This is a genomic window from Microbacterium festucae, assembly GCF_025421715.1.
In the GTDB taxonomy this organism is placed as follows: domain Bacteria; phylum Actinomycetota; class Actinomycetes; order Actinomycetales; family Microbacteriaceae; genus Microbacterium; species Microbacterium festucae.
This window is the reverse complement of the sequence record NZ_JAOEFC010000002.1, coordinates 254,498-280,247: the sequence shown is the minus strand read 5'-3', so window position 1 is coordinate 280,247 and position 25,750 is coordinate 254,498. Positions and strand designations below refer to the sequence as shown.

Genomic DNA, 25,750 nt, shown 5'->3' with positions numbered 1-25,750 from the left:
GCACGCGTTCACCCGGCGGCCGCGCCGCGCGCCGGCCGCCGGGTGAACGGCGCCGTCAGACGACCGCGTCGGCGTGGGCCTGGCGGGTGCCGACGATGAGCAGGCGCACCGCGACGAGGGTCGTGACCACCGCGACGGCGCCCCCGATCACCAGCGGGGCGCGCAGGTCGTAGCGTGCGACCCAGCCGCCCAGCATCGTGGCCAGCGGGAACATGCCCCAGGTGAGGGTGCGGATGACGCCGAGCACCCGGCCGAACAGCTCGGGCGGGACGATCTGCTGGCGCAGGCTCCCCCACGGCACGTTCCAGATCGCCACGGCGAACGCGCTGATCGCGAAGGCGGTGACCGCCGACCACACCTCGGGGGCGAGACCGGTGGCCAGCAGCATCGCGCCGCTGAGCAGCGTCGCCGAGAACATCACGGGGCCCCGGCCGAGGCGCGCCACCAGACGGGCGGCCACCAGCGAGCCCACGAGCGCGCCGACCCCGATGCCGGCGGTGACGAAGCCGATGCCGTAGGCGGGGACGGCCATGGTGTCGAGGAAGAACAGCACGATGGGCGCCTGCGCGAACGACAGGCACGAGCCGATGATCGAGGTGAACAGCACCATCGCCCGCAGGTAGCGGTGGCGCACGAGGAACCCGAGCGCGTCGCGCAGCGTGGCACGGGACGGCACCGCCTCCGCCGGCGCCGGCGCGGCGACCGGTTCGGAGACCACGCCGGGCGCCACATCGGGCGGGGCGGCCGCGGCGGTCGCTGTGGCCGCGGGGGTCGCGGCGGGCTCGGGCGTGCGGCGCAGCGCGTGCGCTGCCGACAGCGGCAGCAGCAGGGCCAGCACGATGGGCGCGAGGTAGCCGACGGCGCCGGTCCACAGCGGCAGCGCCAGCGAGAGCGCGAACAGCACACCGGCGATGGGGCTGGCCACGAAGTTGTCGATCGTGATCTGGGCGGCCTGCATCCAGCCGTTCGCGCGGTCGAGCTGATCGCGGCGCACGACGGTCGGCACGATCGCGATGGTGGCGTTGTCGAACAGCGTCTCGCCGAGCCCGAAGATGAGGGTGCCGATGAGCAGGGCCGGCATCGTCAGGCCGCCGCCCACGGCGAGGATGGCCAGCCACAGCGCGACGCCGGCGCGCAGGGTGTTGGCCACCGCCATGACGATGCGGCGGTCGAAGCGGTCGACGATCATGCCGGCGGGCAGACCGAACAGCAGCCAGGGCACGAAGGCGAGGGCGCCCAGCGCGGCGATGGCCAGCGGGTCGGAGGTCAGCGTCGTCGCCGCCAGCGGCACGGCGGTGCGCCCGATGCCGTCGGCGAGGTTGCTGAACGCCGAGGCGGTCCACAGCTTGCCGAAGTCGCGGCCGAGGCCGCGGGAGGGTGCCGCGGACGCGTCGGCGTCGTCGCGGGAGGTGTCGGTGGAGGCGTCGACGAACATGGTGGTGGCCTTCCTCGGCTCAGGCTTCGTCCGGAAGCGGGAACACATCGGCTCGGATGTTGAACAGGCGCGCATCCGGGGACTCCTGTCCGCGGTAGGCGTCGGAGAACTCGTCGACCACGGCCTGCAGCCGGCGGATGAGTTCGGCGGACTGCGCGGGGGTCAGCGGCACCGTCGAGGTCGAGATGAGCGCCTCGTCCTCGGACGGCAGCGCCGGGGCGTTCATGCTCTGGGTGATGTAGCGCATGAGCTGCTGGTGGCGCCGGCCGAGGAACTCGGTCATGACCACCTGCGAGGCGGCCCGCCCGGACGGGGTCTTGAGCGCATCGGGGTTGGTGAACGACACCCCGCCCCGCGGGCGCTCCCACCACCGCTCACGTGCCGAGCCGCGCCCCTCGACCTCGCGGATGAGGTCGTGCTTGGCCAGGGCCCGCAGGTGATAGCTCGTCGACCCCGACGACTCCCCCGTCAGTTCGGCCAGGCTCGAGGCGGTCTGCGCGCCCTGCTGCGACAGGATGTCGTAGATCTGCACGCGCAGCGGATGCGCGAGCGCCTTCAGCGCCCCCTGGTCGAGGGTGCGCACCGGTGCGGTGGTCGGTGTCCCGGCATCCTTCTCGTCGCTCATGCATGCAAAGATAGCTTTGCAAACAGATGGATGCAAGCATTTCTTTGCATAATGGCCCGGAGCTCGCGATCGATGAATACGCTGGGGGGGATGACGGATGCCGTGAACCCCCTGCTCGCTCCCCCGACCCTCCCGTACGGTCTGCCCGACTACCGGGAGATCCGGCCCGCGCACTACCTGCCCGCCTTCACCGAGGCCTTCGCCGCCCACCGCGCCGAGATCGACGCGATCACCGCGTCGGCAGACGAGCCCACGTTCGAGAACACGCTCGTGCCGCTGGAGCGGGCCGGCGACCTGCTGGGCCGCGTCGCGCGCACCTTCTACACGGTCTCGTCGGCCGACGCGACGCCCGAGATCCAGCAGATCGACGAGGCGCTCGCGCCGCTGATGTCGGCCCACCAGGATGCCATCCAGCTCGACGCCGCCCTCTACGGCCGCATCAGCGCCGTGCACGACCGCCTCGACGCGCTCGACCTCACCGCCGAGCAGCGCTACCTGGTGCAGCGCCACCACCGCGAGATGACCCACGCCGGTGCGGGCCTGGACGCCGCCCAGAAGGAGCGTCTCGTCGAGCTCAACCAGCGCCTGTCGGTGCTGACGACGGCCTTCGAGAAGAACCTGCTCGCCGACACCAACGACCTGGCGGTCGTCTTCGACTCGGCCGACCAGCTCGCCGGGCTCACCGAGGGCGAGATCTCGGCCGCCGCGCGCAATGCCGACGATCGCGGCCTGCCGGGCTCGTACGTCATCACGCTGACGCTGTTCACCGGGCACCCCTACCTGTCGAGCCTCACCGACCGCGAGAGCCGCCGGCGCCTGCTCGAGGCCTCGCGCTCGCGCGGGTCGCGCGGCAACGACAACGACAACCGGGCCGTGCTCACCGAGATCGTGCGGTTGCGCGCCGAGCGCGCCGAGCTGCTGGGCTACCCGTCGCACGCCGCCTACATCACCAGCGACGAGACCGCCGGCTCCCCCGAGGCGGTGCACGACCTGCTGCGGCGCCTCGCGGTGCCGGCTGCGGCCAACGCGCGCCGCGAGGAGGCGGCCCTGCAGCAGATCATCGACGCCGGACCCGAGAGCTTCGCGCTCGAAGCGCACGACTGGGCGTTCTACACCGAGCGGGTGCGCGCCGCCCGCTACGATCTCGACCGCACCGCGCTGCGGCCGTGGTTCGAGGCGGAGCGCGTGCTGCAGGACGGCGTGTTCACCGCCGCGAACCGCCTGTACGGCATCACCTTCACCGAGCGGCCCGATCTGCCCGCCTACCACCCCGATGCGCGCGTGTTCGAGGTCTTCAACCCCGACGGCTCGGCGCTGGGCCTGTTCATCCTCGACCTGTACACGCGCGACACCAAGCGGGGCGGCGCGTGGATGAACTCGATCGTGCTGCAGTCCGACCTGCGCGGCACCGCCCCGGTGGTCGTCAACAACCTCAACGTGCCCCAGCCCGCCTCCGGCAGGACGCTGCTGACCCTCGATGAGGTCACGACGCTGTTCCACGAGTTCGGCCACGCGCTGCACGGCCTGTTCGCCACCGTCACCTACCCGCACTTCGCCGGCACCAACGTGTTCCGCGACTTCGTCGAGTTCCCGAGCCAGGTCAACGAGATGTGGATCCTGTGGCCCGAGATCCTCGCCGCCTACGCGCGTCACATCGACACCGACGAGCCGCTGCCGCAGGACGTCGTCGAGCGCCTCCACGCCTCGGAGGCGTTCAACCAGGGCTTCTCGACCAGCGAGTACCTCGCCGCGGCCTGGCTCGACCAGATGTGGCACTCGCCGTCGGCGGCCGCTGCGGCCGCGATCGACGACGTCGGCGCCTACGAGGCCGCGGCGCTGGCCGAGATCGGTCTGGACAACCCGGCCGTTCCCACCCGCTACTCGTCGACGTACTTCGCCCACGTGTTCTCGGGCGGCTACAGCGCCGGCTACTACTCGTACATCTGGAGCGAGGTGCTCGACGCCGACACGGTGGAGTGGTTCCGCGAGAACGGCGGACTCACCCGCGAGAACGGCGACCGGTTCCGCACGCGCCTGTTGGGCGTGGGCGGGTCGAAGGATCCGCTCGAGGCCTACCGCGACTTCCGCGGGCGCGATGCCGAGATCGCCCCGCTGCTGGCCCGGCGCGGCCTCGCCGACTGACGACGACCGACCGGGCGCCCCGCCGGGCAGGCCCACGCCCGCCCGACGGGGCGCTCGTCCACCATGGACGGGTGCGCACCGAGCTGGGAGGATGACCGCATGTCACGCGCAGCCTTCCCCGACGCCCCGTTCGCCTCCCCCGCCCGCATCCAGCTCGACCCGCTGCCGCTGGCGGTGGTCCGCCACGAGGGCATCCGCATCGACGCTCTCCGCGACGCCTTCGACCAGGGGTACTCCGCCATCGCGGGGCTCTTCGGCGACGGCACCCTGGTGCCCACCGGGCCCGCGCTGGCGATCTACTACGGCGACCCGATGGACACGTTCGACCTCGAACTGGGCTTCCCCGTGGCCGCGGCGCCGACCGAGCCGGTCGTCGTCGGCGCCGTCGCGGTGATCGGCTCGGCATTGCCGTCCGGGCCCGCGATCGCCACGACCCACACGGGCGCGTACGACGGGCTCGGGCAGGCGTGGGCCGAGCTGGTGCACGCTGTCCAGGAGACCCCGACGGGCGTCTGGATCGAGAGCTATGTGAGCGACCCGACCGACGACCCGGCCGAGCTGCGCACCGACCTCATCCTGCCCGTGCGGGACTGACGGCGGCCCGTCTCACGCGATGGCGCGCCGCATCTCCAGCTCGGGTCCCACCGAGCTGGTGAAGGTGACGCCGGTCGGGGTGAACCCGGCCTTGCGATACGCGGCCCGCGCACGCGCGTTGTCGAGGTGGGTCGAGAGGGTCAGCGCATCGCAGCCCTGCGCACGCGCCCAGGCGGCGGCCTCGTCGAAGAGCAGCCCGAGGATGCCGGCACCGCGATGGACCGGAGCGACGTAGACGCCCACGACATCGGCCCGCAGCGCGCCCGCCGCCGGGGCGTCGGCCGCCCGCAGCAGCACGCTGGCCGAGCCCACCCACGCATCGCCGACGATCGCGACGAACTGGGCGGCGTTGTCGCCCATCGCCGCCCCCGCCGTGCGACCGCGCCAGAAGGCGTCGTCGCGGGCGAGCTCCTCGTCGCGCGTCGTGGTGAACGCGATGGCCGCGTTCTCGTCGCCGACCGCCTGGATGCGCAGGTCGCGCACCTCGCGCCACTCGTGCAGCGCCACCCGACGGACGACGGGCGAGGTCACTCCCCGACTTCCTGATAGGCCGCGAACAGCAGCGACTCGTCGGGGGCCTGCAGCACGGTCGGCTTGCCGATGTCGTCGAGCACGATGAAGCGCAGCATCGAGCCGCGGGTCTTCTTGTCGCGCTGCATCGTCGCCAGCAGCTGGTTCCATGCGCCGGCCCGGTAGGTCGTCGGCAGCCCCAGCAGCTCGAGGATGTCGCGGTGGCGCTGCGCGGCGGCATCCGAGAGTCTGCCGGCCAGGCGCGACAGCTCGGCGGCGAAGACCATGCCCACCGAGACGGCCGCGCCGTGGCGCCACCGGTAGCGCTCGGCGTGCTCGATGGCGTGCCCCAGCGTGTGGCCGTAGTTGAGCACCTCGCGCAGGCCCGCCTCGCGCAGGTCCTCCCCCACGACCCGCGCCTTCATCTCGATTGCCAGCTCGATGCAGCGCCGGAACGCGTCGGAGTGCGGGTCGACGGCGGCGACCGGGTCGGCCTCGATGAGGTCGAGGATCTCGGGGTACCAGATGAAGCCGGCCTTGACGACCTCGGCGAAGCCGGCGACACGCTCGTTGTCGGTCAGCGAGTCGAGCAGGTCGAGGTCGCAGATGACCGCGCGCGGCGGCCAGAAGGCGCCCACGAGGTTCTTGCCCTCGGCGGTGTTGATGCCGGTCTTGCCGCCCACGGCCGCGTCGACCATGCCGAGCACCGTGGTGGGCACCTGCACGACCGCCACGCCCCGCAGCCAGGTGGCCGCGACGAAGCCCGCGAGGTCGGTCACGGCCCCGCCGCCGAAGCCCACGACGGCGTCGGTGCGGGTGAAGTCGGCCTGACCCATGACCTGCCAGCAGAACGCGGCGACCTCGACGCGCTTGCCCTGCTCGGCGTCGGGGATCTCGGCCAGCAGCACCTGGCGGTCACCGGACGCCGTCAGCTGCTCGCGCAGGTCGGCGGCGGCGGCGGCCAGCGTCGGCGGGTGCACGACGAGCACGCGGCGGGCGCCGGGCGGCAGCGCCTCGCCCACGAGGGGCAGGATGCCGCGGCCGACCGTGATGTCGTAGGGCTCGTCACCGGCGACGGTGATGACGGTGGACTGGCTCATGGGAGAGGCTCCTGTTCGTTGCGCGCCCAGTCGACGATCGCGTCGACGATCCCCTGCAGCGGGCCGGTCGAGGTGTCGAAGGTGACGTCGGCCAGACGGGTGTACAGCTCGCGCCGCGCGTCGTAGACCGCGTTCCAGCGCGCCACCGGGTCGTCGACGTCGTCGTTGAGGAGGGGCCGGGCGGCCCCGCGGATGCGACCGGCGACGATGGCGGGATCGACGGTGAGCAGCACCACCCGATGCCCGGCCAGCTGCTGCTGCGTCTGCGGGTCGAGCACGGCGCCGCCGCCCAGGGCGACGACGCCCCCCTGGGCCAGTCCGGCGGCCACGGCGTCGCGCTCGAGCGCGCGGAAGTGCTCCTCGCCGTGGGTGGTGAAGATCTCGGCGATCGGGCCGTGGGCGCGCACGACGGCCGCGTCGCTGTCGTAGAACGGGATGCCGAGCGCCTTGGCGGCACGTTTGCCGACGCTCGTCTTGCCCGCGCCCATCGGTCCGATGAGCACGATCGCGCGCGCGGTCATCCGAGCGAGGCGTCGCTGTCCGCGGCGGTGTGGAGGCTCTCGGGGATGGCGGCGAGGTAGCCCTCGAGGTTGCGGCGCGTCTCGGCGACCGAGTCGCCGCCGAACTTCTCGAGCACGACGTCGACGAGGGTGAGGGCGACCATCGCCTCGGCGACGACGCCGGCGGCGGGCACGGCGCACACGTCGGAGCGCTGGTGGTGCGCCGTGGCGGCTTCGCCGGTGGCGACGTCGACGGTGCGCAGCGAGTGGGGAACGGTCGCGATGGGCTTCATCCCGGCGCGCACGCGCAGCACGGTGCCCGTCGACATGCCGCCCTCGGTGCCGCCGGCTTTGTCGCTGGAGCGGGTGATCGACCCGTCGGCGGCGAACAGCTCGTCGTGGGCGGCGGAGCCGCGGCGGCGGGTGGTCTCGAACCCGTCCCCGACCTCCACGCCCTTGATGGCCTGGATGCCCATGAGCGCCTGCGCGAGCTTGGCGTCCAGACGCCGGTCCCACTGCACGTGGGAGCCGAGCCCCGGGGGCAGGCCGTAGGCGAGCACCTCGACGATGCCGCCGAGCGTGTCGCCGTCCTTCTTGGCCGCGTCGACCTCGGTGACCATCGCGGCCGAGGTGTCGGCGTGGAAGCAGCGCAGCGGGTCGGCATCGAGCGCGTCGACGTCGTCGGGGGTGGGCAGGGCCGCGCCGTCCGGCACGCGCACGGGCCCGATGGAGAGGGTGTGGCTGACCAGTCGGATGCCGAGTTCGCCGAGGAACGCGCGGGCGATCGCGCCGAGGGCGACGCGCGCGGCGGTCTCGCGGGCGCTGGCGCGCTCGAGGATGGGCCGGGCCTCGTCGAAGCCGTACTTCTGCATGCCCACCAGGTCGGCGTGACCGGGGCGCGGGCGGGTGAGGGCGGCGCCGCGGCCGCGCGACATCTCGGTGAGCGGCACCGGCTCGGCGCTCATGACCTCGGTCCACTTGGGCCACTCGGTGTTGCCGATGCGCACCGCGATGGGGCTGCCGATGCTGTAGCCGTGGCGCACCCCCGACGAGATCGTCAGCTCGTCCTCTTCGAACTTCATGCGCGAGCCGCGGCCGTAGCCGAGCTTGCGACGAGCGAGGTCTGCCTGGATCTCGGCGCGTGAGACGGGGACGCCGGCAGGCAGACCCTCCATCATGGCGACCAGTTCGGGGCCGTGCGATTCGCCGGCGGTGAGGACGCGGAGCATTCGCCTATCCTCCCACGAGCGCGCGGCGCATGACGTCGACGACGGCGGTCTCGTCGGGGAGCGCCTGCGACACGTCGCCGGTGGCGAAGACGCGGATCTGCAGCACCGCCTGGTGCAGCAGCATCCCGGTGCCGGGCACGGCCCGGTGTCCGGCGCGCTGCCACGCCTCGGCCAGTGCGGTGGGCCAGTGTCCGTAGACGACGTCGAAGAGCAGCCCGCCGCCCGCGGCGAGCCCGTCGGCGACCTCGGCGGGCAGTTCCGCCGCGCCGGGCAGCGTCGACAGGGTGAGGGCGGCCGGGCGGTGTGCGGCGGCTGCGCCCGACAGCGCGGATGCCGTCACCGCGAGGCCCAGGCGCTCCCCCAGCTGCTGCAGCGACGCGGCGGCGTCGGGGCGCCGGGCGACGATGTCGACGTGGCGGGTGCCGAGCTCGGCGCACGCGGCGAGGGCCGAGGTGGCCGTCGCCCCGGCGCCGACGATCCGCACCGTCTCGGCGTCGGTGATCCCCTCGTCGGCGAGGGCCCGCACGATGCCGCCGACGTCGGTGTTCCAGGCGCGGGGGCCGTCGGCGCCGAGCAGCAGCGTGTTGGCGGCGCCGGTGGCCGCCGCGCGGTCGTCGCGCCACACCGCGGCGTCGTGGGCGACGCCCTTCAGGGGCATCGTGCACGACAGCCCGCGGTAGGTGGCATCCAGCCCTGCCAGCTCCGCGGCGAACGAGCGCTCGTCGACGCGGCGGCGGCCGTAGGTCCAGTCCCACCCCAGGTGCCGGTAGGCGGCGCCGTGCAGCACCGGTGACAGGCTGTGTGCGATCGGGTCGCCCCACACCTCCAGGGCCGTCGCGGTCACGTCAGCGACTCAGCATCCGGAGTCGGGGTTGGCCTTGCACCAGTCCTGCCACTGCGTCACGGCCTTCTGGTGCTCGGCGTAGGTGGTGGTGAAGACGGTCTCGCCGGTGGCGAGGTTGACGGTGACGAAGTAGAGCCAGGGCCCGTCGGCGGGGTGCATCGCCGCGTCGATCGCGACGTCGCCGGGGTTGGCGATCGGACCGATCGGCAGCCCGGGGTGCACGTACGTGTTCCACGCGTTGTCGTCTTCGAGAGCTTCCCGCGACGAGCTCACGGTGCCGTCGTGCATCTCGCCGTAGCCGTACTGGGCGGTCGAGTCCATCTGCAGCTTGCCGAACGTCTCGCCGTTGTCGGGCGACAGTCGGTTCTGGATGACGCGGGACACCTTGTAGAAGTCGTCCTCGAAACGGGCTTCGCGCTGGATGATCGACGCGATGTTCAGGATCTCCTCGCGCCGTTCCACCGGCACGCCGGCGGAGTCGAGCGAGGTCACGGTGCGGTCGACGAGGGTCTGGATGACCGACTGCGCGGTCGCGTCGGGACCGAACGTGTAGGTGGCGGGGAACAGCCAGCCCTCGAGGCTCTGCGCGCTCACGCCGTAGGCCGAGGGATCGGCGACGGCCGCCTGCAGCTCCTCCAGCGGGATGCCGGTGCCGTCGGAGAGGATCGGCAGCGACTGGTCGACGGTGAGACCCTCGCGCAGCTGGGCGGTGTTCTCCAGCTTGTTGTCGGGGTTCTCCAGCGCTTCCAGCGCAGCCGCCGAGGTCATCTTCTGCTGCAGCTTGTAGGCGCCGGGGTAGAAGGTCGGATTGAGCACCTCGTCGACGAGGTAGCGGTAGAAGGCGTCGGGGGTCTTGGTGACGCCGGCGTCGAAGAGCGTCTGCGAGATGCTCGACCCGTTGTCCCCGGCGACGATCGTCACGGTGGCCTCACCGGTGGCCTCGTCCGCGGCGAAGTCGCGCGGCTCCTCCCAGCCCATGAAGGCGCGGATCTTGTCTTCGTAGGTCGACCACACGTAGTAGCCGCCGCCGACGATGCCGCCGAGGATGGCCAGGACGACGCCCAGGATCACCCACTTCGCGATGCGGCTCTTGCGCCGGTCGGCGGCCTGCCGCTTGTGGCGGATCTGCTCGTCGGCGTCGAGCTCGCCGCCGAAGAGCGCATCCAGCGTGCCCCCGGCCGGGGCCGGTGCGGGGGCAGCCGGTGTTCCGGGGGTGACGGGCGGGCCGGATGCGGTGGCGTGAGCCGCCGTGGCCGGTACCGGCTGCGCGGCGGCCGGCTGCGGCGCTGTCGGCTGGGCGGCCGCGGGCTGTGCGGCGCCGGGGGCCGTGTCGGGCTGGGCGGCCGCCCGTGCGGCGCGTCGGCTCAGCGGCGCGCCGGTGTCGGCGGCGCGGGATGGCTCACCACGGGCGGCCTCGTCGCGGGCACCGGACTCACCCGGGCGGGGAGCACCCGCATCCGTGTCGGCGGCGCTGCGCGCGGACGGGAGACGGCTGAACAAGTCGGCGAACTGATCGTCGTTCGACGGAGTGTCGGGCATCAGGCGTGCTCCAGGGGATCTTCCAGCAGCTCACCGGCAGGGTTTCCGGTGCGCTTCTCGACGTCGATCGCCTGCTGGAGCAGGACGACGGCGGCGACCTGGTCGACAATCCTACGAGACGATTTCTGGGATCGCCCCGCCTCGCGCAGCGCCGCGTGCGCCGAGACCGTACTGAGGCGCTCGTCGACGAGTCGCACGGGCAGTCGGGTCGCGGTCGCCAACTCGCCGGCGAAGGCCCGCGCATCGTCGGTCGAGGCCGTCGAGGCGCCGCTGAGACTCAGCGGCAGCCCCACGAGCACCTCGAACGCGGAGTGCTCCGCAGCCAGCGCCGCCACCCGGGCCACCGCCGCCTCGCCCCGCGCCACCGTCTCCACCGGCACCGCCAGCATGCCGTCGGGATCGCAGCGCGCGACACCGACCCTCGCCTTGCCGACGTCGACACCCAGTCGCGTGCCGCGACGGAATCCGGTCACTACGAGGCCAGCCCCGCCGACACGGCGTCCAGCGCCGCGGGGATCGCCGCGACATCGGCGCCGCCGCCCTGGGCGACATCGTCGCGTCCGCCGCCACCGCCGCCGAGCGCACCGGCGGCGGCCTTGGCCAGCGCACCGGCCTTGGCACCCGCCGCGCGGGCGGCGTCGTTGGTGGCGACGATGACCACGGGGCGTCCGCCGACCTCGGCGGCCAGGGCGACCACCACGGCATCCGACCCGAGCCGGTCGCGCACCTGCAGCGCGAGCGTGCGCACGTCGTCGCCCGAGCCGGCCGCGCCGATCGCCTCTGCGACCAGCAGGTGGGCCCCGACGCGCGTGGCGGTCTGGGCCAGCTGCGGGGCGCGGTCGCCGAGGGCCTTCGCCTCGAACTGGGCGATCTTCTTCTCGGCCGCCTTGAGGTTGGCCTGCAGCTCGGCGATGCGTGCCGGCAGCTGCTCGCGCGGCGCCTTCAGGCTCGACGACAGCTGCGAGACGATCGCGCGCTCGGCGGCGAGGTCGCGGAACGCGTCGAGTCCGACGAGGGCCTCGACGCGGCGGGTGGAGGCTCCCACCGACGACTCGCCGACGAGCGAGATGAGCCCGATCTCCGCCGACGTCGACACGTGGGTGCCGGCGCACAGCTCGCGCGACCACGGCCCGCCGATGTCGACCATGCGCACCGTGTCGCCGTACTTCTCGCCGAACAGGGCCATCGCACCGAGCTCCTTGGCCTCGGCCAGCGGCAGCACGCGCGTGGTGACCTCGAGGTTGTCGCGCACGGCGTTGCCGGCGATCTCCTCGATCTCGGACTTCGTGGCATCCGAGAGCGCCTGGCCCCACGAGAAGTCGAAGCGCATGTAGCCGGCGCGGTTGAGCGAGCCCGCCTGGGTGGCGCTCTTGCCCAGCGTGTCGCGCAGCGCCGCGTGCACCAGGTGCGTGGCGGAGTGGGCCTGCCGGGCCGCGCGCCGGTTGGCGGTGTCGACGACCGTGGTGGCGGGCTGGCCGATGCCGACCTCGCCGCTGGTGACCTCGACGGTGTGGCTGATGAGGCCGGGGACCGGCTTCTGCACGTCGAGCACCTCGAGCTCGTAGCCGGGACCGACGATCACGCCCTTGTCGGCGACCTGGCCGCCGCTCTCGGCGTAGAGCGCCGTCTCGGCGAGGATCACCTCGGCCACCTCGCCCGCCAGCGCCCGCTGGGCGGGGTGGCCGTCGACGAGGATGCCGAGGATGCGCGAGGCGGTCTCCAGCTCGGTGTAGCCGGTGAAGACGGTCTCGCCCTGGGCGCGGAAGTCGCGGTAGACGCTGGTGTCGGCCAGCTGACGCTTGCGCGAGCGCGCGTCGGCCTTGGCGCGGGCGCGCTGCTCCTGCATCAGCTCGTCGAACGCGGCGCGGTCGACGGTGATGCCCGCCTCTTCGGCGATCTCGAGCGTCAGGTCGATCGGGAAGCCGTAGGTGTCGTGCAGCAGGAAGGCCTCGGAGCCGGGGATGGTCGTGCCGCCGGCCTGCTTGGTCTGCGCGAGCGAGTCGTCGAGCAGGGTCTCGCCGGCCGCGAGGGTGCGCAGGAACGTGGCCTCCTCGGCCAGCGCGTACTGGGCGAGACGCTCGTAGTCGGTCTCGACGATCGGGTACGCCTCCTTCATCGCGTCGCGCGACGCGGCGAACAGCTCGGCGAAGCTCGCACCGTCCACGCCCAGCAGGCGCATCGAGCGGATGGCCCGGCGCATGAGGCGGCGCAGGATGTAGCCGCGCCCGTCGTTGGACGGGGTGACGCCGTCGGCGAGCAGCATCAGCGAGGAGCGCACGTGGTCGGCGATCACGCGGAAGCGCACGTCGTCCTCGTGGTCGGCGCCGTAGGTGCGGCCGGACAGCTCCACGGCCTTGTCGAGCACCGGGCGCACCTGGTCGGTCTCGTACATGTTGTCGACGCCCTGCTTGAGGAACGCGATGCGCTCCAGCCCCATGCCGGTGTCGATGTTCTTTGCGGGCAGCTCGCCGACGATCGTGAAGTCGTACTTGCTCTTCACATCGGTGATCTCGTACTGCATGAACACGAGGTTCCAGATCTCGACGTACCGGTCGTCGTCGGTGGCGGGGCCGCCGTCGATGCCGTACGCGGGGCCCCGGTCGAAGAAGATCTCCGAGCAGGGGCCGGCGGGGCCGGGAAGGCCCGTCGACCAGTAGTTGGTGTCCTTGCCCAGACGCTGGATGCGCTCCTCGGGCAGGTCGGTGAGCTTCAGCCAGAGATCGCGCGCCTCGTCGTCCTCTTCGTAGACGGTGACCCACAGGTCCTTCGGGTCGAAGCCGAGGCCGCCGTCGGACTCGGGGGTGGTCAGCAGCTCCCAGGCGTAGCCGATGGCGCCTTCCTTGAAGTAGTCGCCGAACGACCAGTTGCCCAGCATCTGGAAGAAGGTGCCGTGACGGGGGGTCTTGCCGACCTCTTCGATGTCGTTGGTGCGGATGCACTTCTGGTTGTCGGCCGCGCGCCGGTACGGGGCGGGCACGTCGCCGCTCAGGTACGGGATGAAGGGCACCATGCCGGCCACGGTGAACAGCAGGGCCGGGTCGTCGGTCACCAGCGACGCCGACGGCACGATGGTGTGACCCTTCTTCTCGAAGTAGTCCAGGTAGCGCTGGGCGATCTCAGCGGTCTTCATGTGCGTTCCTCTTGCGGGCGCGCGACGACACGGCGTCGCGAACAGGGATGGTGGGGAGCAGGTGCTCAGTCGGAGAGCTTGTCGGCGACGTTCTTCGCCGCGCCCTTGACCGAGTCGCCGGCCGCGGCGGCGGCGTCCGATGCCGCGTCGGCGAGGGCGGATGCCGCGTCGGAGGCGGCGGCGACCGTGCGGTCGGTCACGTCGGAGGCGATGTCGGCGGCGCGGCCGGCGGCGTCGCCCGCGGCGACCTTCGCGCTCTCGACGAGTCCGGCGATCTGCGCCTCCTGCTCGTGGTAGGCGTCGGCGATGCGGTCGGTGAACTCCGAGATGCGCGCGTCGACCTCGGCGAGCAGCTCGTGGCCCCGGGGGTCCTTGTTGACCAGGTGGGCTGCGACGAAGCCGCCGGCGAGTCCCACCACGAACCAGAGCGCGTTCTTCATGCGACCCATGCTAGATGCTCGGATCGGTGCACCGCTCCCCCGGTACGCACCGGACGGGGCACCGGGCGGGAACGCCGAAGGGCGCCGGGATGAACCCGACGCCCTCCTGATCGCCCGGAGTACGGGCGAGCGATGACGATCCGCTCAGCGCGCGGCGTAGTACTCGACGACCAGCTGCACGTCGCCGGTCACGGGGACCTCGGCGCGCTTGGGGCGACGCACGAGGCGCGCCTGCAGCTTGTCGAGCTCGACCTCGAGGTAGGCCGGAACCGGGGGCAGCACCTCGGCGTGACCGCCGGCGGCTGCGACCTGGAAGGGCTCGGTGCCCTCGCTCTTGGCCTTGACGTGGATGAGCTGGCCCGGCTTCACGCGGAAGGACGGGCGGTCGACGAGCTGGCCGTCCACGAGGATGTGGCGGTGCACGACGAGCTGGCGGGCCTGCGCGGTGGTGCGGGCGAAGCCGGCACGCAGCACGAGGGCGTCCAGACGCATCTCGAGCAGCTCGACCAGGTTCTCACCGGTCAGGCCGTCCTTGCGGCGGGCCTCGTTGAAGGTGTTGCGCATCTGCTTCTCGCGGATGCCGTACTGCTCGCGAAGACGCTGCTTCTCGCGCAGACGGACCGCGAAGTCGCTGTCCTGCTTGCGCTTGGTGCGGCCGTGCTCACCGGGAGCGTAAGGACGCTTCTCGAGGTACTTGGCCGCCTTGGGGGTCAGCGCGATGCCGAGGGCGCGCGAGAGGCGCACCTTGCGGCGGTCCTGGGACTTCGTAGCCACGAAGATTCCTTTCCTGACGCGGCCGTGGCTGTCACGGCTCGCGGACGTATCTCCCGTTCCTCGCCCTGCTCGGACTGCACGCCGGGGCACGCCGAGAGGTCTGATTCAGAGGAGGGGGATGCCCGAAAACACGGTTTCGAGCCGGTTCATGTTATCAGACCGCGCTGCGTGCGCCCTGCGCTCAGATCTCGCCCGCCGCCAGCTGCCGTGCGAGGTCGAGGATCCCGTCGGGATAGAACGGCGGGTCACCGCCGGCGAGGTCGTCGATGCGGTACCAGCCGACGGTGGTGTCGCTGTCGAGCACCGGCAGTCGCGACCCGCGCGGCAGTGCCTCCAGCCGGGTGCTGCGCACCGCGAACACGTGCACGATCTCGTGCCCGTGCTTGGGGCCGAGCGTGAAGATGTTCTCGGTCACGGCCAGCAGCCGCGCCTCCTGCACATCGGCGGCGAGTTCTTCGTCGAGTTCGCGGCGCATCCCGGCCGCGGTGGTCTCGCCGAACTCCAGGCCGCCGCCCGGCGCCCGGAGGAACGAGCCGTGGTCGCCGGTGGCGGCGTACTCCTCGGCGAGCACCCAGCCGTCCTGCACGATCAGGGCCACGACCACGTTGCGCGCCCGCGGTGGCGACATCGCCTCGTCGGCGTACATCTCCACGGCGCGGTTGTAGGCGGGCAGGTGCGGGGCGAGGGCGTGCAGCGCGGTGCGCAGCGCCGGCCCCGGCTTGGCGTCGTCGAGCAGCGCGAGGGCGAGGAAGGCCCGGGCCGCGTCGGCGAGCGGATCGTCGGCCGGCACGTGCTGCAGCAGCGCGATCGCCGCCGACGGCTGACCGACGTTGCGCAGCGAGCTGGCGAGCTGGATGGTCGCGGCGGTGCGGTGCGGATCGGCCAGCCCGCCCGCCAGCGCCGCCCGGTACAGCGGGATCGCCGCCTCCTCCTCGCCGAGATAGTCGTGCAGCGACGCGCGCTCGAACAGCACGTCGGGGTCGTCGGCGCGGCGCTCGAGGATCAGCGCCGAGAGCTCCCGCCGCATCCGCTCGGGTTCGGCGTCGTCGGCGCGGGCCCAGAACCGGCCGATGCGCTCGTCCCAGGTGGCGCTCATGCGCCGTCGCTGCCCAGGATCTTGCGGATCTTCTCCACCCGCGCCGAGATGTCGCGCTCCACGCCGCGCCCGGTCGGCTCGTAGTAGCGGCGGCCCCGCAACTCGTCGGGCAGGTACTGCTGGGTGGCCACGCCGACGTCGAGGTCGTGCGGGTAGATGTAGCCCTTGCCGTGTCCGAGGCGTTTGGCGCCGGGGTAGTGCGCGTCGCGCAGGTGGGTGGGCACGCGCCCGAAGCCGCCCGCCCGCACGTCGGCGATGGCGGCGTTGATGGCGTTGTAGGCGGCGTTGGACTTGGCGGTCGTCGCCAGATAGGCGGTGGCCTCGGCCAGCGGGATGCGCCCTTCCGGCATGCCGATGAAGGCGACCGCGTCGGCGGCGGCCACGGCGATCTGCAGCGCCTGCGGGTCGGCCAGTCCGATGTCTTCGGATGCCGAGATCACCAGGCGCCGCGCGATGAAGCGGGGGTCCTCCCCCGCCTCGATCATGCGTGCCAGGTAGTGCATGGCGGCGTCGACGTCGCTGCCGCGGATCGACTTGATGAAGGCGCTGATGACGTCGTAGTGCTCGTCGCCCTGCCGGTCGTAGCGCAGCAGGGCGCGGTCGACGGCCTGGGCGACGTGGTCGGCGGTGACCGTGTTCTCGTCGCCCTCGGGCATGGATGCCGCCGCCTCCAGCGCGGTCAGCGCCCGGCGCGCGTCGCCCGAGGCCAGCTGCACGAGTGCGGTGCGCGCCTCGGCCGACAGCTCGACGGCCCCGGCGAGCCCGCGCGGGTCGGTGACGGCCCGGTCGATCAGCATCCCGAGGTCGTCGTCGGTGAGCGGCTGCAGGGTCAGCAGCAGCGACCGCGACAGCAGCGGCGAGATCACCGAGAACGAGGGGTTCTCGGTGGTGGCGGCGATGAGGATGACCCACCCGTTCTCCACGCCCGGCAGCAGCGCGTCCTGCTGGGCCTTGGTGAAGCGGTGGATCTCGTCGAGGAAGAGGATCGTCGACATGCCGTACAGGTCGCGCTGGGTCATCGCCTCCTGCATGACCTCGCGCACGTCCTTCACCCCGGCGGTGACCGCCGACAGCTCCACGAAGCGGCGGCCCGAGGTGCGCGCGATCGCCTGGGCGAGGGTGGTCTTGCCGGTGCCCGGCGGTCCCCACAGGATCACCGACACGGCGCGCGTCGCGTTGGCGTCGGGGTCGGCCAGCGACACGAGCGGCGATCCGCGACGCAGCAGATGCTGCTGACCGGCCACCTCGTCGAGCGAGACCGGCCGCATGCGCACCGCGAGCGGGGTCTGCCCCTGGAAGAGCGCGGATGCCGTGGTCACCGCTCCAGGCTATCCGCGTGCGGCGACACCGGCGCGGCGGGGTGCGCGCCGGTTTGTCGCGCGCGCGAGCGGCCCCGTAGGCTTTGCCCTGCCCCGGGATCCCGGGAATCGAAGGAGGTCCCGTGGCGACGGGTGCGAACAAGAGGCAGACGCGCGCCGAGCGCGACCGCGGGCGGCTGTATCAGGCCCGCCGCGACTTCCACGCGGGTCTGCTGCGTCGCCGTCGCCGCGACAACCTGATCGCCGGCGTCGCCGGCGGAGTGCTGATCCTCGCCGTCCTCGGCGGGCAGGTCGCCTATTACACGGTCGGCCCCGGCACCCCGGCACCCGCCCCCTCTCCTTCGGCGACGCCGACCGGCACCGTGGCGCCCACCGACCCGGCGACCCCCGCGCCCACCCCCACCGACGTCGAGACCGAGCCGGTCTCGCCCACTCCCACCCCCTGACCCCGCCCGCTAGGCTGAGTGCCTACCCCGACCGCCAGGCGGCGTGAGCCGCGACGAGGTGCACCTGTGACTTCCGACACCACTGCAGCAACCCCCGACGACTCGACGACCGAGTCGTCTGTCTCCGACGCCGTCGAGGCGGAGCAGACCGACACCGTCGAGGGTGCGCAGAACGCGACCGACGCCCCCGCGGCGACCGACGCCCCCGCTGCCGAGGCCGACGCGCCCACGGCCGATGCCGAGCCGGATGCCGTCGCCTCCGCGAGCGACGCCGAGCCCGAGGCCGCCGAGCCCGAGGCCGCCGAGCCCGAAGCGGCAGCCGCCGAGGAGGCCCCGGCCGAGGAGGCCCCGTCCGAGGACGCCGCGCCCGCCGCGCCCGCCGCGCCGTCTCCGTCGCCCGCCCCCTCCCCGGCGCCGCGGCCGCGGCCGTCCGCCGTGAAGCCGGCCGTCCCCGCCGCACCCGTCTCCGGCGAGCCGTGGGGCCGCGTCGACGACGAGGGCACCGTGTCGGTGCGCGAAGGCGACCAGTGGCGCGTGGTCGGGCAGTACCCCGACGGCACCCCCGACGAGGCGCTGGCCTACTTCCAGCGCAAGTACGCCGACCTCGCCGGCGAGGTGACGCTTCTCGAGGTGCGCCACCGCCGCGGCGGCGCCTCGGCGTCCGACCTGCGCGGCACCCTGAAGACCGTGCGCGAGCGCCTCACCGGCGCCGCCGCCGTGGGCGACCTCGCCGCGCTCGAGGCCCGCCTCGACGCGCTGGCCGGTGCGCTCACCGAGGCCTCGGCCGAAGAGGCCGAGGCGGCCCGCGAAGCCCGCGAGCAGGCCACCGCCGACCGCGTCGCCCTGGTCGAGAAGATCGAGGCCCTCGCCGCCCGCGACCCCAAGTCGATCCAGTGGAAGCAGACCACCGCCGAGATCACCGCGCTGTTCGAGCAGTGGCAGGCCCAGCAGAGCTCGGGGGCGCGACTGCCCAAGGCGCTCGGCCAGCAGCTCTGGAAGCGGTTCCGCGACGCGCGGGCCACGCTCGACAAGCACCGTCGTGAGTTCTACTCGGGTCTGGACGAGCAGCACCGCTCGTCGCGGGATGCGAAGACCCGCCTGGCCGAGCGTGCCGAGGCCCTCGCCCCCAAGGGTGAGGACGGCATCGCCGAGTACCGCAACCTGCTCGACCAGTGGAAGACGGTCGGCCGTGCCGGCAAGAAGGTCGACGACGCGCTGTGGGCCCGCTTCAAGGCGGCCGGCGACGCGCTCTACGGCGCCCGCGCCGACCGCGAGCACGCCGACGCCGAGGCGTCGAAGGAGAAGATCGACGCCAAGAAGGCCCTGCTGGTCGAGGCGGCCGCCGTGCCCAAGGAGAAGGACACCGCCAAGGCGCGCAACCTGCTCACCGGCATCCAGCGCCGCTGGGACGAGATCGGTCGCATCTTCCCGCGCGAGGCCGAGCGCGCCCTCGACGACGACCTGCGCAAGATCGAGCAGACCGTCAAGGGCCGCGAGGACGCCGACTGGAAGAGCAACAACCCCGAGACCAAGGCGCGTCAGAACGACATGACCTCGCAGCTGCACGACGCCATCGCGAAGCTGGAAGAGGAGCTCGAGGCCGCCAAGGCCACGGGCAACCCGGCCGCGATCTCGAAGGCATCCGACGCGCTGGAAGCGCGCAAGGGCTGGCTGAAGGCCCTCGGCGGCTGACCGGCTGACGCCACCGGGAGGTGCCGGCGCACCATTCCGGCGCTTCCTCCCCCGGCCTGCGGACGGTGGGGTTGTCCACAGACCGGCCGTCGCTGCCCCCGCGCCCGCGCACACCAGGGCAGAGTGCGGTCATGGTCTGGCCCTTCCTGTACTACCCCGGTGACCGGCTGACGGCATCCGAACTGTCGGCGGCGCGTCTGGACGGCGACGTCGTCGAAGTCGGTGAGGCGTTCATGCCGGCCGATGCCGTCGAGACCCGCGAACTGCGCGCCGCCTCGCTGCGATCGCTGCTGGGCGACACGCTCGCGGCCACCCATGAGAGCGCGGCCTGGGTGCACGGGGCACTGCCGCAGCCGCCGCTGCGGCACCGGGGTCAGCGCTGCGGCGGCCGCCACACGCCGTACGCCCTCGACCCGCGGCTGAGCTACCGCGACGTGCCCGTGCCGCCCGAGGACGCCGAGCTCATCGGCCGGGTGCTGGTGACCTCGCCGGTGCGCACCTTCACCGACCTGGTGCGCGACCTCGTCGACGGGCGGGGCGATGCGGAGCCGGCGATCGCGGCGATGGCCGCATGGGACCCGCACCTGGCAGCCCGCGGTCTCGCGACCCTGCGGTCAGGGCCGCCCGTGCACCACAAGCGGCGCGCGGTGGACTATCTGACCGCGCTCACGACGAGGTGACGCGGTAGACGTCGTAGACGGCGTCGATGCGGCGCACCGCGTTGAGCACGCGATCGAGATGCACGATGTCGCCCATCTCGAACACGTAGCGGCTGAGGGCGAGACGGTCGTTGGTGGTCTGCACCGAGGCCGACAGGATGTTGACGTGGTGCTCGCTGAGCACCCGGGTGATGTCGCTGAGCAGGCCCGAGCGGTCGAGGGCCTCCACCTGGATGTGCACAAGGAACACGCTCTTGGTCGTCGGGGCCCACGACACGTCGATCATGCGCTCGGCGTCGGCCGACAGCGAGGCGACGTTCGTGCAGTCGGCGCGGTGCACCGACACCCCGCTGCCGCGGGTGACGAAGCCGACGATCTCGTCGCCGGGGACGGGCGTGCAGCACTTGGAGAGCTTGACGAGGATGTCGGGGGCGCCGCGCACGAGAACGCCCGAGTCGCCGCCGCGGGGAGCGCGGGAGCGCCCGACGGTGGGGATCTCGATCGGGCCGGTGGAGGTGTCCTCCTCGGCCTTGACGAGCGTGGTGACCTTCTCGATCACCGACTGGGTCGACACGTGCCCCTCGCCGACGGCGGCGTAGAGCGCGGTGACGTCTTCGTAGCGCAGCTGGTGGGCGACCTCGGTGAACGAGTCCTGGTTCATCAGGCGCTGCAGCGGCAGATTCTGACGGCGCATCGCGCGGGCGATGGCCTCCTTGCCCTGCTCGACGGCCTCTTCGCGCCGCTCCTTGGTGAACCACCCGCGGATCTTGCTGCGCGCGCGGGTCGACTTCACGAAGCTCAGCCAGTCCTGGCTCGGACCGGCATCGGGGTTCTTCGAGGTGAACACCTCGACGACGTCGCCCGAGTTGAGCTCCGACTCGAGGGGAACCAGTCGCCCGTTGACCTTGGCGCCCATCGTGCGGTGGCCGACCTCGGTGTGCACCGCGTAGGCGAAGTCGACCGGCGTCGCCCCCGCGGGCAGGCCCACCACGCGCCCCTTGGGGGTGAAGACGTAGACCTCTTTGGCGCCGATCTCGAAGCGCAGAGAGTCGAGGAACTCACCCGGGTCGGCCGTCTCGGCCTGCCAGTCGGAGATGTGGGCCAGCCACGCCATGTCGGTGTCGACCGACTTGGCGTCGGGCTTGCCGCCGCCCATCTGCTCCTTGTACTTCCAGTGCGCGGCCACGCCGTACTCGGCCTGCTGGTGCATCTCGTTGGTGCGGATCTGGATCTCGACGGTGCGCCCGCCCGGTCCGATCACCGTCGTGTGCAGCGACTGGTACAGGTTGAACTTCGGCGTGGCGATGTAGTCCTTGAAGCGGCCCGGCAGCGGCGTCCACCGCGCGTGGATCGCGCCGAGCACGGCATAGCAGTCGCGCACGGTGCCCACGAGCACGCGGATGCCGATGAGGTCGTAGATGTCGTCGAACTCGCGGCCGCGCACCACCATCTTCTGGTACACCGAGTAGAGCTGCTTGGGGCGGCCCATGATGCGCCCGCGGATGCGCAGGTCGCGCAGATCGGCCTCGACGGCTTCGATCACCTTCTGCACGTACTGCTCGCGCTGCGGGGTGCGCTGCTTGACGAGGCTGTCGATCTCGACGTAGAGCTTGGGGTGCAGCACCGCGAACGAGAGGTCTTCGAGCTCGCTCTTGATCGCCTGGATGCCGAGGCGATGGGCCAGCGGAGCGTAGATCTCGAGGGTCTCGGTGGCCTTCTTGGCCGCCTTCTCGGGCGGCACGAACCCCCAGGTGCGGGCGTTGTGCAGCCGGTCGGCGAGCTTGATGAGCAGCACGCGGATGTCTTTGGACATCGCGACGATCATCTTGCGCACCGTCTCGGCCTGCGCGGCGTCGCCGTACTTGACCTTGTCGAGCTTGGTCACGCCGTCCACGAGCATCGCGACCTCGTCGCCGAACTCGGCGCGCAGCTCGTCGAGGCGGTAGGCGGTGTCTTCGACGGTGTCGTGGAGCAGCGCGGCGGCGATCGCACGCGGCCCGAGGCCCAGATCGGCGAGGATCTGCGCGACGGCCAGCGGATGCGTGATGTAGGGCTCGCCGCTCTGGCGCTTCTGCTGGGCGTGCGCGGCCTCGGCCACCCGGTAGGCCCGGTCGATGATCGCGATGTCGCCCTTGGGGTGATGCGTGCGCACCGTGCGGATGAGCTGCTCGACGCCGCCGCGACCGGCGGAGCGCGAGAACAGCCGCGGCACCAGGCGCCGCAGCGAACCGGCCTGCGGTGCGGGCTGTGCCGGCACCTGCGGGGCCTTCGGCGCGGAACCGTGCGACGTCTCGGTCATCCGGTCACCTCCGCGCTGCGAAACCCCATCCTACGCCTGGCCCGGCCCCGCTCAGGCCGCGGCCACGGCGAGCTCGCGCGCCTCGCGCACCCGCGCGTCGCGGGCCCGGATCGCGGGCTCGTTCTCGCGCAGCAGCGAGAACAGCGGCGCCGCGACGAACAGGGTCGAGTAGGCGGCGACGATCGTGCCGACGAAGATCGACAGCGAGATGTCGGTCAGGGTCTGCGCGCCGAGCCACAGGGCGCCGATGAACAGGATCGCGCCGGTGGGCAGGGCCGCGACGACGGTCGTGTTGATCGAGCGGATGAGCGTCTGGTTCACCGCGAGGTTGACCGACTCGCCGAACAGGCGCGCAGACTGCTCCCCGTCTTCGTGGGTGTTCTCACGGATCTTGTCGAAGACGACGGTGGTGTCGTACAGCGAATAGGAGAGGATCGTGAGGAAGCCGATCACCGCGGCGGGCGAGATCTCGAAGCCGAACAGCGCGTAGACGCCGACGGTGATGACGAGCACGTCGACGAGGCCGATGATGGCCGCCACCGACATCTTCCACGTGCGGAAGTACACGGCCAGGATGAGGAAGGTCAGCGCGAGGAAGATCGCCAGGCCCCACAGCGACTGCCGGGTGACGTCCTGACCCCAGCTGGGTCCGATGAACGACGAGCTGACGTCGGCTTCGTCGACCGAGTAGATGTCGGCGAGGGCGGTGGTGACCGCGCGCGTGTCGGCATCGCTCATCTGGTCGGTCTGCACCCGCACGGTGTCGTCGCCGATCGTGGTCACCTTGGTGGTGGCCCCGGGCACGACGGACTGCACCGCCTCGGTGGCGAGGGTCTGATCGGGCGCGGTCACACCGCTCACGGTGAACTGCGAGCCGCCGGTGAACTCGATCGAGAACTGGATCGGGCGGAAGACGGGCACCAGGGCCGCGCCGATCACGAGGATCGCCGCGATGATGAACCACAGGCGACGCTTGCCGACGAACGGGAAAGAGGTCTTCCCGGTGTAGAGGTCGTTGCCGAGGTCGTTCATGGAACGCATCACTCGCCTGCTTCCTTCGTCGAGCGCGACGATGTCGAGAGTTCGGCCTGCTTGCGCTCGGCGATCGTCTGGCGCCTCTCGGCCTCACCGCGCGAGCGGGCCGCGCGCTTCTGCGCTCCGCTCTTGCCCGTGGCCACCGGAGCGCGGAACTGCGCGCGCCCGCGGTAGACCGCGCCGAGGGCCTCGGGGTCGAGCCCGGAGAGCTTGTGGCCGACGCCGAAGAAGCGGGTGCGCGCCAGCAGCTGCAGCACCGGGTGGGTGAACAGGATGAAGATCAGGATGTCGATCAGCGTCGTCAGACCCAGCGTGAACGCGAAGCCCTTCACGGTGGCGTCGGCGAGGATGTACAGCACCACGGCGGCGAGGATGTTGATCGACTTCGAGATGTAGATCGTGCGCTTGGCGCGGCCCCAGCCGTCTTCGACGGCGCCGGTGATCGACTTGCCGTCGCGCAGCTCGTCTCGGATGCGTTCGAAGTAGACGATGAACGAGTCGGCGGTGAAGCCGATCGTCACGATCAGACCCGCCACACCGGCCAGCGACAGGCGGAAGCCCATCCGCCAGGCCAGGATGCACAGCGTGATGTAGGTGAGCACACCCATCACCATCAGCGACGCGATGATCACGAAGCCGAGGGCGCGGTAGACCACCAGCGAGTAGACCGCCACCAGCAGCAGGCCGATGAGGCCGGCGATGAGGCCGATCTGCAGCTGCTGCGAGCCGAGGGTCGCCGAGATGGAGTTGGTGCTCTGCACCTCGAAGCTCAGCGGCAGGGCGCCGTACTTGAGCTGGTCGGCGAGGGTCTTGGAGGTCTCCTGCGTGAAGCTGCCGGTGATCTGCGGCTTGCCGTCGAGGATGACGCCGTTCATCGACGGAGCCGAGATCACGACGCCGTCGAGCACGAACGCGAACTGGTTGCGCGGCGCGGTCTCACCGTAGAGACGCTGGCTGATCTTGCCGAAGGTCTCGGTGCCGTCGGCATCGAAGACGAGGTTGACGGCCCACTGGTTGTTGGTGGTGACGAGGCCGTTGGTCGCATCGTCGATCGACGAGCCGTCGAGCTCGACCGGGCCGAGGATGTACTTCACCGTGCCGGTGGGGTCGCACGTGATCAGCGGCTGGTCGGCGGGTGCGTTGGCCGGGTCGTTGTCGGCGCTGGCGCAGTCGTAGGCGAGGAACTCGGCCTGCAGCTGGTCGGTCACCCACGCCGGGTCGCTGCCGTTGGTGGGCGCGGTGGTCGGGGTGGAGTTCAGCGAGCCGTCGGGCGTCGGGTAGGGCGTCGAGGCGCCGTCCTCCCCCACGAAGCTCGTGGCCGGGCTGCCGGTGTACAAGACCGCGCGCAGCTGCATCTGGGCCGAGGCCTCGATGCGGTTGCGGGTCTCGTCGTCCACCTGGCCGGGGACCTGCACGACGATCTGGTTACCGCCCTGCGTGGTCACGTCGGCCTCGGCGACACCCGAGGCGTCGATGCGCTGGCGGATGATCGCGGCGGCCTGGTCCATCTGCTCGGGCGTGGGCGCACTGCCGTCGGGCGTGTTCGCCTCGAGGATGATCTGCGTTCCGCCCTGCAGGTCGAGCGCGAGCTCGGGTGCCCAGGAGCTGCCCTTGAAGACGTAGACCCCGAGGGCGTTGACGCCGAACAGGAGCGCGGTCAAGACGATGAGTCCGGTCAGTGCACGCCAGGCATGCCGGACAGTGGGAGGTGTTGCCACGGAGGGAGCTTCCTACGAGGGACCGCGGGGGGCGGTGGGTGCGGTCAGGCCTTGGGCTTGTCGTCCGGCTCGGCGGACGGCGAGGCGGCGGCCTCGGCCGGCACCGCGGGCGCCTCGGGCGCGGGGCGGTGGGCGGCGTCGTCGCTGAGGGAGGTGACCACGCCGGCGGCGACGTCGGACTCGTACTCGGCCTTCTCGGCCTCCGCCTCGACGAACTCCTCCTCGGTGAGGTCCTCGTTCTCGACCACGCGCAGGATCGCCTGGCTGTGCACCTCGATCTCGACGCCGGGAGCGAGCTCCACCTTCGCCGACTTGGAGAGGTCGTCGCCGTCGAACTCGGTCAGCACGCCGTACAGGCCGCCCTGCAGGAGCACCTTCACGCCGGGGACCATGGCGCGGGCCTTCGCCTCCTGCTCGACCTTGTTGCGCTGGGCGCGGCGACGCGAGCTCCAGAACATGAAGACGATGAGCACGACCAGGATGAGGATCATCCCGTACTGGGCGAAGAACGACATGACCGGGTCGGCCTGCTGAGTCTGCTGCGTCGATGCGAAGAACATGGAGGAAGGCGCGCCTTTCACGGTGGTGTGCCGCGAGCAGGCGGCGAGAGTGGACCGGAGCCCT

General features: G+C 71.9%; 23 protein-coding genes. 5 read left to right on the top strand and 18 right to left on the bottom strand.

The genetic code is table 11. The annotated features are described in order from the left end of the window. Positions 1-55: 55 nt before the first annotated feature. On the bottom strand, positions 56-1,435 hold the full coding sequence (locus N3K63_RS07485) for an MFS transporter (protein WP_261579534.1): 1,380 nt from the start codon (positions 1,433-1,435) through the stop codon (positions 56-58). 19 nt (positions 1,436-1,454) lie between these two features. Further along, complete coding sequence (locus N3K63_RS07480; RefSeq protein WP_261579533.1) at positions 1,455-2,060, bottom strand: winged helix-turn-helix domain-containing protein; 606 nt, start codon at positions 2,058-2,060, stop codon at positions 1,455-1,457. A 90-nt stretch (positions 2,061-2,150) separates the two neighbouring features. Here N3K63_RS07480 and N3K63_RS07475 point away from each other — a divergent pair, with 90 nt between their 5' ends. Then, complete coding sequence (locus N3K63_RS07475) at positions 2,151-4,202, top strand: M3 family metallopeptidase (RefSeq protein ID WP_261579532.1); 2,052 nt, start codon at positions 2,151-2,153, stop codon at positions 4,200-4,202. 99 nt (positions 4,203-4,301) lie between these two features. After that, positions 4,302-4,796, top strand: a complete 495-nt coding sequence (locus N3K63_RS07470; RefSeq protein ID WP_261579531.1) for a GyrI-like domain-containing protein — start codon at positions 4,302-4,304, stop codon at positions 4,794-4,796. A 12-nt stretch (positions 4,797-4,808) separates the two neighbouring features. On the opposite strand, the gene N3K63_RS07465 is transcribed toward N3K63_RS07470, so the two are convergent. From N3K63_RS07465 to N3K63_RS07410, 12 genes are all read right to left on the bottom strand, one after another. Continuing rightward, positions 4,809-5,327 carry a GNAT family N-acetyltransferase gene (locus N3K63_RS07465; protein WP_261579530.1) on the bottom strand — a complete coding sequence of 173 codons (519 nt, stop codon included), beginning with the start codon at positions 5,325-5,327 and terminating at the stop codon, positions 4,809-4,811. Next, a complete protein-coding gene (gene aroB / locus N3K63_RS07460) occupies positions 5,324-6,406 on the bottom strand; it encodes a 3-dehydroquinate synthase (RefSeq protein ID WP_261579529.1) in 1,083 nt (360 codons plus the stop codon). Before aroB ends, N3K63_RS07465 begins: the two co-directional genes overlap by 4 nt. Beyond that, positions 6,403-6,927, bottom strand: a complete 525-nt coding sequence (locus N3K63_RS07455) for a shikimate kinase (protein WP_261579528.1) — start codon at positions 6,925-6,927, stop codon at positions 6,403-6,405. The genes aroB and N3K63_RS07455 overlap by 4 nt, the downstream gene beginning before the upstream one ends. Further along, complete coding sequence (gene aroC, locus N3K63_RS07450) at positions 6,924-8,135, bottom strand: chorismate synthase (protein WP_261579527.1); 1,212 nt, start codon at positions 8,133-8,135, stop codon at positions 6,924-6,926. The genes N3K63_RS07455 and aroC overlap by 4 nt, the downstream gene beginning before the upstream one ends. Before the next feature lie 4 nt (positions 8,136-8,139). Beyond that, the gene (locus N3K63_RS07445; RefSeq protein ID WP_261579526.1) at positions 8,140-8,979 is read right to left on the bottom strand and encodes a shikimate dehydrogenase family protein; all 840 of its coding nucleotides are present in this window, start codon (positions 8,977-8,979) and stop codon (positions 8,140-8,142) included. Between the two features lie 9 nt (positions 8,980-8,988). Then, positions 8,989-10,518, bottom strand: coding sequence for an endolytic transglycosylase MltG (gene mltG, locus N3K63_RS07440; RefSeq protein WP_261579525.1), 1,530 nt, complete (start codon positions 10,516-10,518; stop codon positions 8,989-8,991). Beyond that, complete coding sequence (ruvX, locus tag N3K63_RS07435) at positions 10,518-10,991, bottom strand: Holliday junction resolvase RuvX (RefSeq protein ID WP_261579524.1); 474 nt, start codon at positions 10,989-10,991, stop codon at positions 10,518-10,520. Before ruvX ends, mltG begins: the two co-directional genes overlap by 1 nt. Further along, positions 10,991-13,648, bottom strand: a complete 2,658-nt coding sequence (gene alaS / locus N3K63_RS07430; protein WP_261579523.1) for an alanine--tRNA ligase — start codon at positions 13,646-13,648, stop codon at positions 10,991-10,993. Before alaS ends, ruvX begins: the two co-directional genes overlap by 1 nt. 65 nt (positions 13,649-13,713) lie before the next feature. After that, entirely contained in the window at positions 13,714-14,088 is a 375-nt protein-coding gene (locus N3K63_RS07425) for an ATPase (RefSeq protein WP_261579522.1), read from the bottom strand. A gap of 144 nt (positions 14,089-14,232) precedes the next feature. Continuing rightward, positions 14,233-14,862, bottom strand: a complete 630-nt coding sequence (rpsD, locus tag N3K63_RS07420; protein WP_261579521.1) for a 30S ribosomal protein S4 — start codon at positions 14,860-14,862, stop codon at positions 14,233-14,235. 181 nt (positions 14,863-15,043) lie between these two features. Further along, the gene (locus N3K63_RS07415) at positions 15,044-15,958 is read right to left on the bottom strand and encodes a tetratricopeptide repeat protein (protein WP_261579520.1); all 915 of its coding nucleotides are present in this window, start codon (positions 15,956-15,958) and stop codon (positions 15,044-15,046) included. Then, the gene (locus N3K63_RS07410) at positions 15,955-17,277 is read right to left on the bottom strand and encodes a replication-associated recombination protein A (RefSeq protein ID WP_261579519.1); all 1,323 of its coding nucleotides are present in this window, start codon (positions 17,275-17,277) and stop codon (positions 15,955-15,957) included. The genes N3K63_RS07415 and N3K63_RS07410 overlap by 4 nt, the downstream gene beginning before the upstream one ends. 122 nt (positions 17,278-17,399) lie before the next feature. On the opposite strand from N3K63_RS07410, the gene N3K63_RS07405 reads away from it, so the two are divergent. The 3 genes from N3K63_RS07405 (at position 17,400) to N3K63_RS07395 (ending at position 20,095) form a co-directional block, all read left to right on the top strand. Further along, a complete protein-coding gene (locus N3K63_RS07405; RefSeq protein ID WP_261579518.1) occupies positions 17,400-17,723 on the top strand; it encodes a dioxygenase in 324 nt (107 codons plus the stop codon). A gap of 66 nt (positions 17,724-17,789) precedes the next feature. Further along, entirely contained in the window at positions 17,790-19,415 is a 1,626-nt protein-coding gene (locus N3K63_RS07400; RefSeq protein WP_390895124.1) for a DUF349 domain-containing protein, read from the top strand. Positions 19,416-19,546: 131 nt separating this feature from the next. Continuing rightward, a complete protein-coding gene (locus N3K63_RS07395) occupies positions 19,547-20,095 on the top strand; it encodes an SAM-dependent methyltransferase (protein WP_261579517.1) in 549 nt (182 codons plus the stop codon). Here the strand turns inward: N3K63_RS07395 and N3K63_RS07390 are convergent. The 4 genes from N3K63_RS07390 to N3K63_RS07375 are packed head-to-tail and all read right to left on the bottom strand — an operon-like array spanning position 20,082 to position 25,686. Beyond that, positions 20,082-22,373 (bottom strand): RelA/SpoT family protein, encoded by a 2,292-nt coding sequence (locus N3K63_RS07390; protein WP_261579516.1) that lies wholly within the window; start codon positions 22,371-22,373, stop codon positions 20,082-20,084. The genes N3K63_RS07395 and N3K63_RS07390 overlap by 14 nt on opposite strands. Before the next feature lie 51 nt (positions 22,374-22,424). After that, on the bottom strand, positions 22,425-23,414 hold the full coding sequence (gene secF, locus N3K63_RS07385; protein ID WP_261579515.1) for a protein translocase subunit SecF: 990 nt from the start codon (positions 23,412-23,414) through the stop codon (positions 22,425-22,427). Then, positions 23,414-25,126 carry a protein translocase subunit SecD gene (secD, locus tag N3K63_RS07380; protein WP_261579514.1) on the bottom strand — a complete coding sequence of 571 codons (1,713 nt, stop codon included), beginning with the start codon at positions 25,124-25,126 and terminating at the stop codon, positions 23,414-23,416. The genes secF and secD overlap by 1 nt, the downstream gene beginning before the upstream one ends. 44 nt (positions 25,127-25,170) lie before the next feature. Continuing rightward, positions 25,171-25,686 (bottom strand): preprotein translocase subunit YajC, encoded by a 516-nt coding sequence (locus tag N3K63_RS07375; RefSeq protein ID WP_261579513.1) that lies wholly within the window; start codon positions 25,684-25,686, stop codon positions 25,171-25,173. Between the last annotated feature and the right edge of the window lie 64 nt (positions 25,687-25,750).

Bases quoted from the DNA above. Each gene is read 5' to 3' on its own strand.
- N3K63_RS07485 (WP_261579534.1), bottom strand. From the start codon at position 1,435: ATGTTCGTCGACGCCTCCACCGACACCTCCCGCGACGACGCCGACGCG.
- N3K63_RS07480 (WP_261579533.1), bottom strand. From the start codon at position 2,060: ATGAGCGACGAGAAGGATGCCGGGACACCGACCACCGCACCGGTGCGC.
- N3K63_RS07475 (WP_261579532.1), top strand. From the start codon at position 2,151: ATGACGGATGCCGTGAACCCCCTGCTCGCTCCCCCGACCCTCCCGTAC.
- N3K63_RS07470 (WP_261579531.1), top strand. From the start codon at position 4,302: ATGTCACGCGCAGCCTTCCCCGACGCCCCGTTCGCCTCCCCCGCCCGC.
- aroB (WP_261579529.1), bottom strand. From the start codon at position 6,406: ATGAGCCAGTCCACCGTCATCACCGTCGCCGGTGACGAGCCCTACGAC.
- N3K63_RS07455 (WP_261579528.1), bottom strand. From the start codon at position 6,927: ATGACCGCGCGCGCGATCGTGCTCATCGGACCGATGGGCGCGGGCAAG.
- aroC (WP_261579527.1), bottom strand. From the start codon at position 8,135: ATGCTCCGCGTCCTCACCGCCGGCGAATCGCACGGCCCCGAACTGGTC.
- mltG (WP_261579525.1), bottom strand. From the start codon at position 10,518: ATGCCCGACACTCCGTCGAACGACGATCAGTTCGCCGACTTGTTCAGC.
- alaS (WP_261579523.1), bottom strand. From the start codon at position 13,648: ATGAAGACCGCTGAGATCGCCCAGCGCTACCTGGACTACTTCGAGAAG.
- N3K63_RS07425 (WP_261579522.1), bottom strand. From the start codon at position 14,088: ATGAAGAACGCGCTCTGGTTCGTGGTGGGACTCGCCGGCGGCTTCGTC.
- N3K63_RS07415 (WP_261579520.1), bottom strand. From the start codon at position 15,958: ATGAGCGCCACCTGGGACGAGCGCATCGGCCGGTTCTGGGCCCGCGCC.
- N3K63_RS07395 (WP_261579517.1), top strand. From the start codon at position 19,547: ATGGTCTGGCCCTTCCTGTACTACCCCGGTGACCGGCTGACGGCATCC.
- N3K63_RS07390 (WP_261579516.1), bottom strand. From the start codon at position 22,373: ATGACCGAGACGTCGCACGGTTCCGCGCCGAAGGCCCCGCAGGTGCCG.
- secF (WP_261579515.1), bottom strand. From the start codon at position 23,414: ATGCGTTCCATGAACGACCTCGGCAACGACCTCTACACCGGGAAGACC.
- N3K63_RS07375 (WP_261579513.1), bottom strand. From the start codon at position 25,686: ATGTTCTTCGCATCGACGCAGCAGACTCAGCAGGCCGACCCGGTCATG.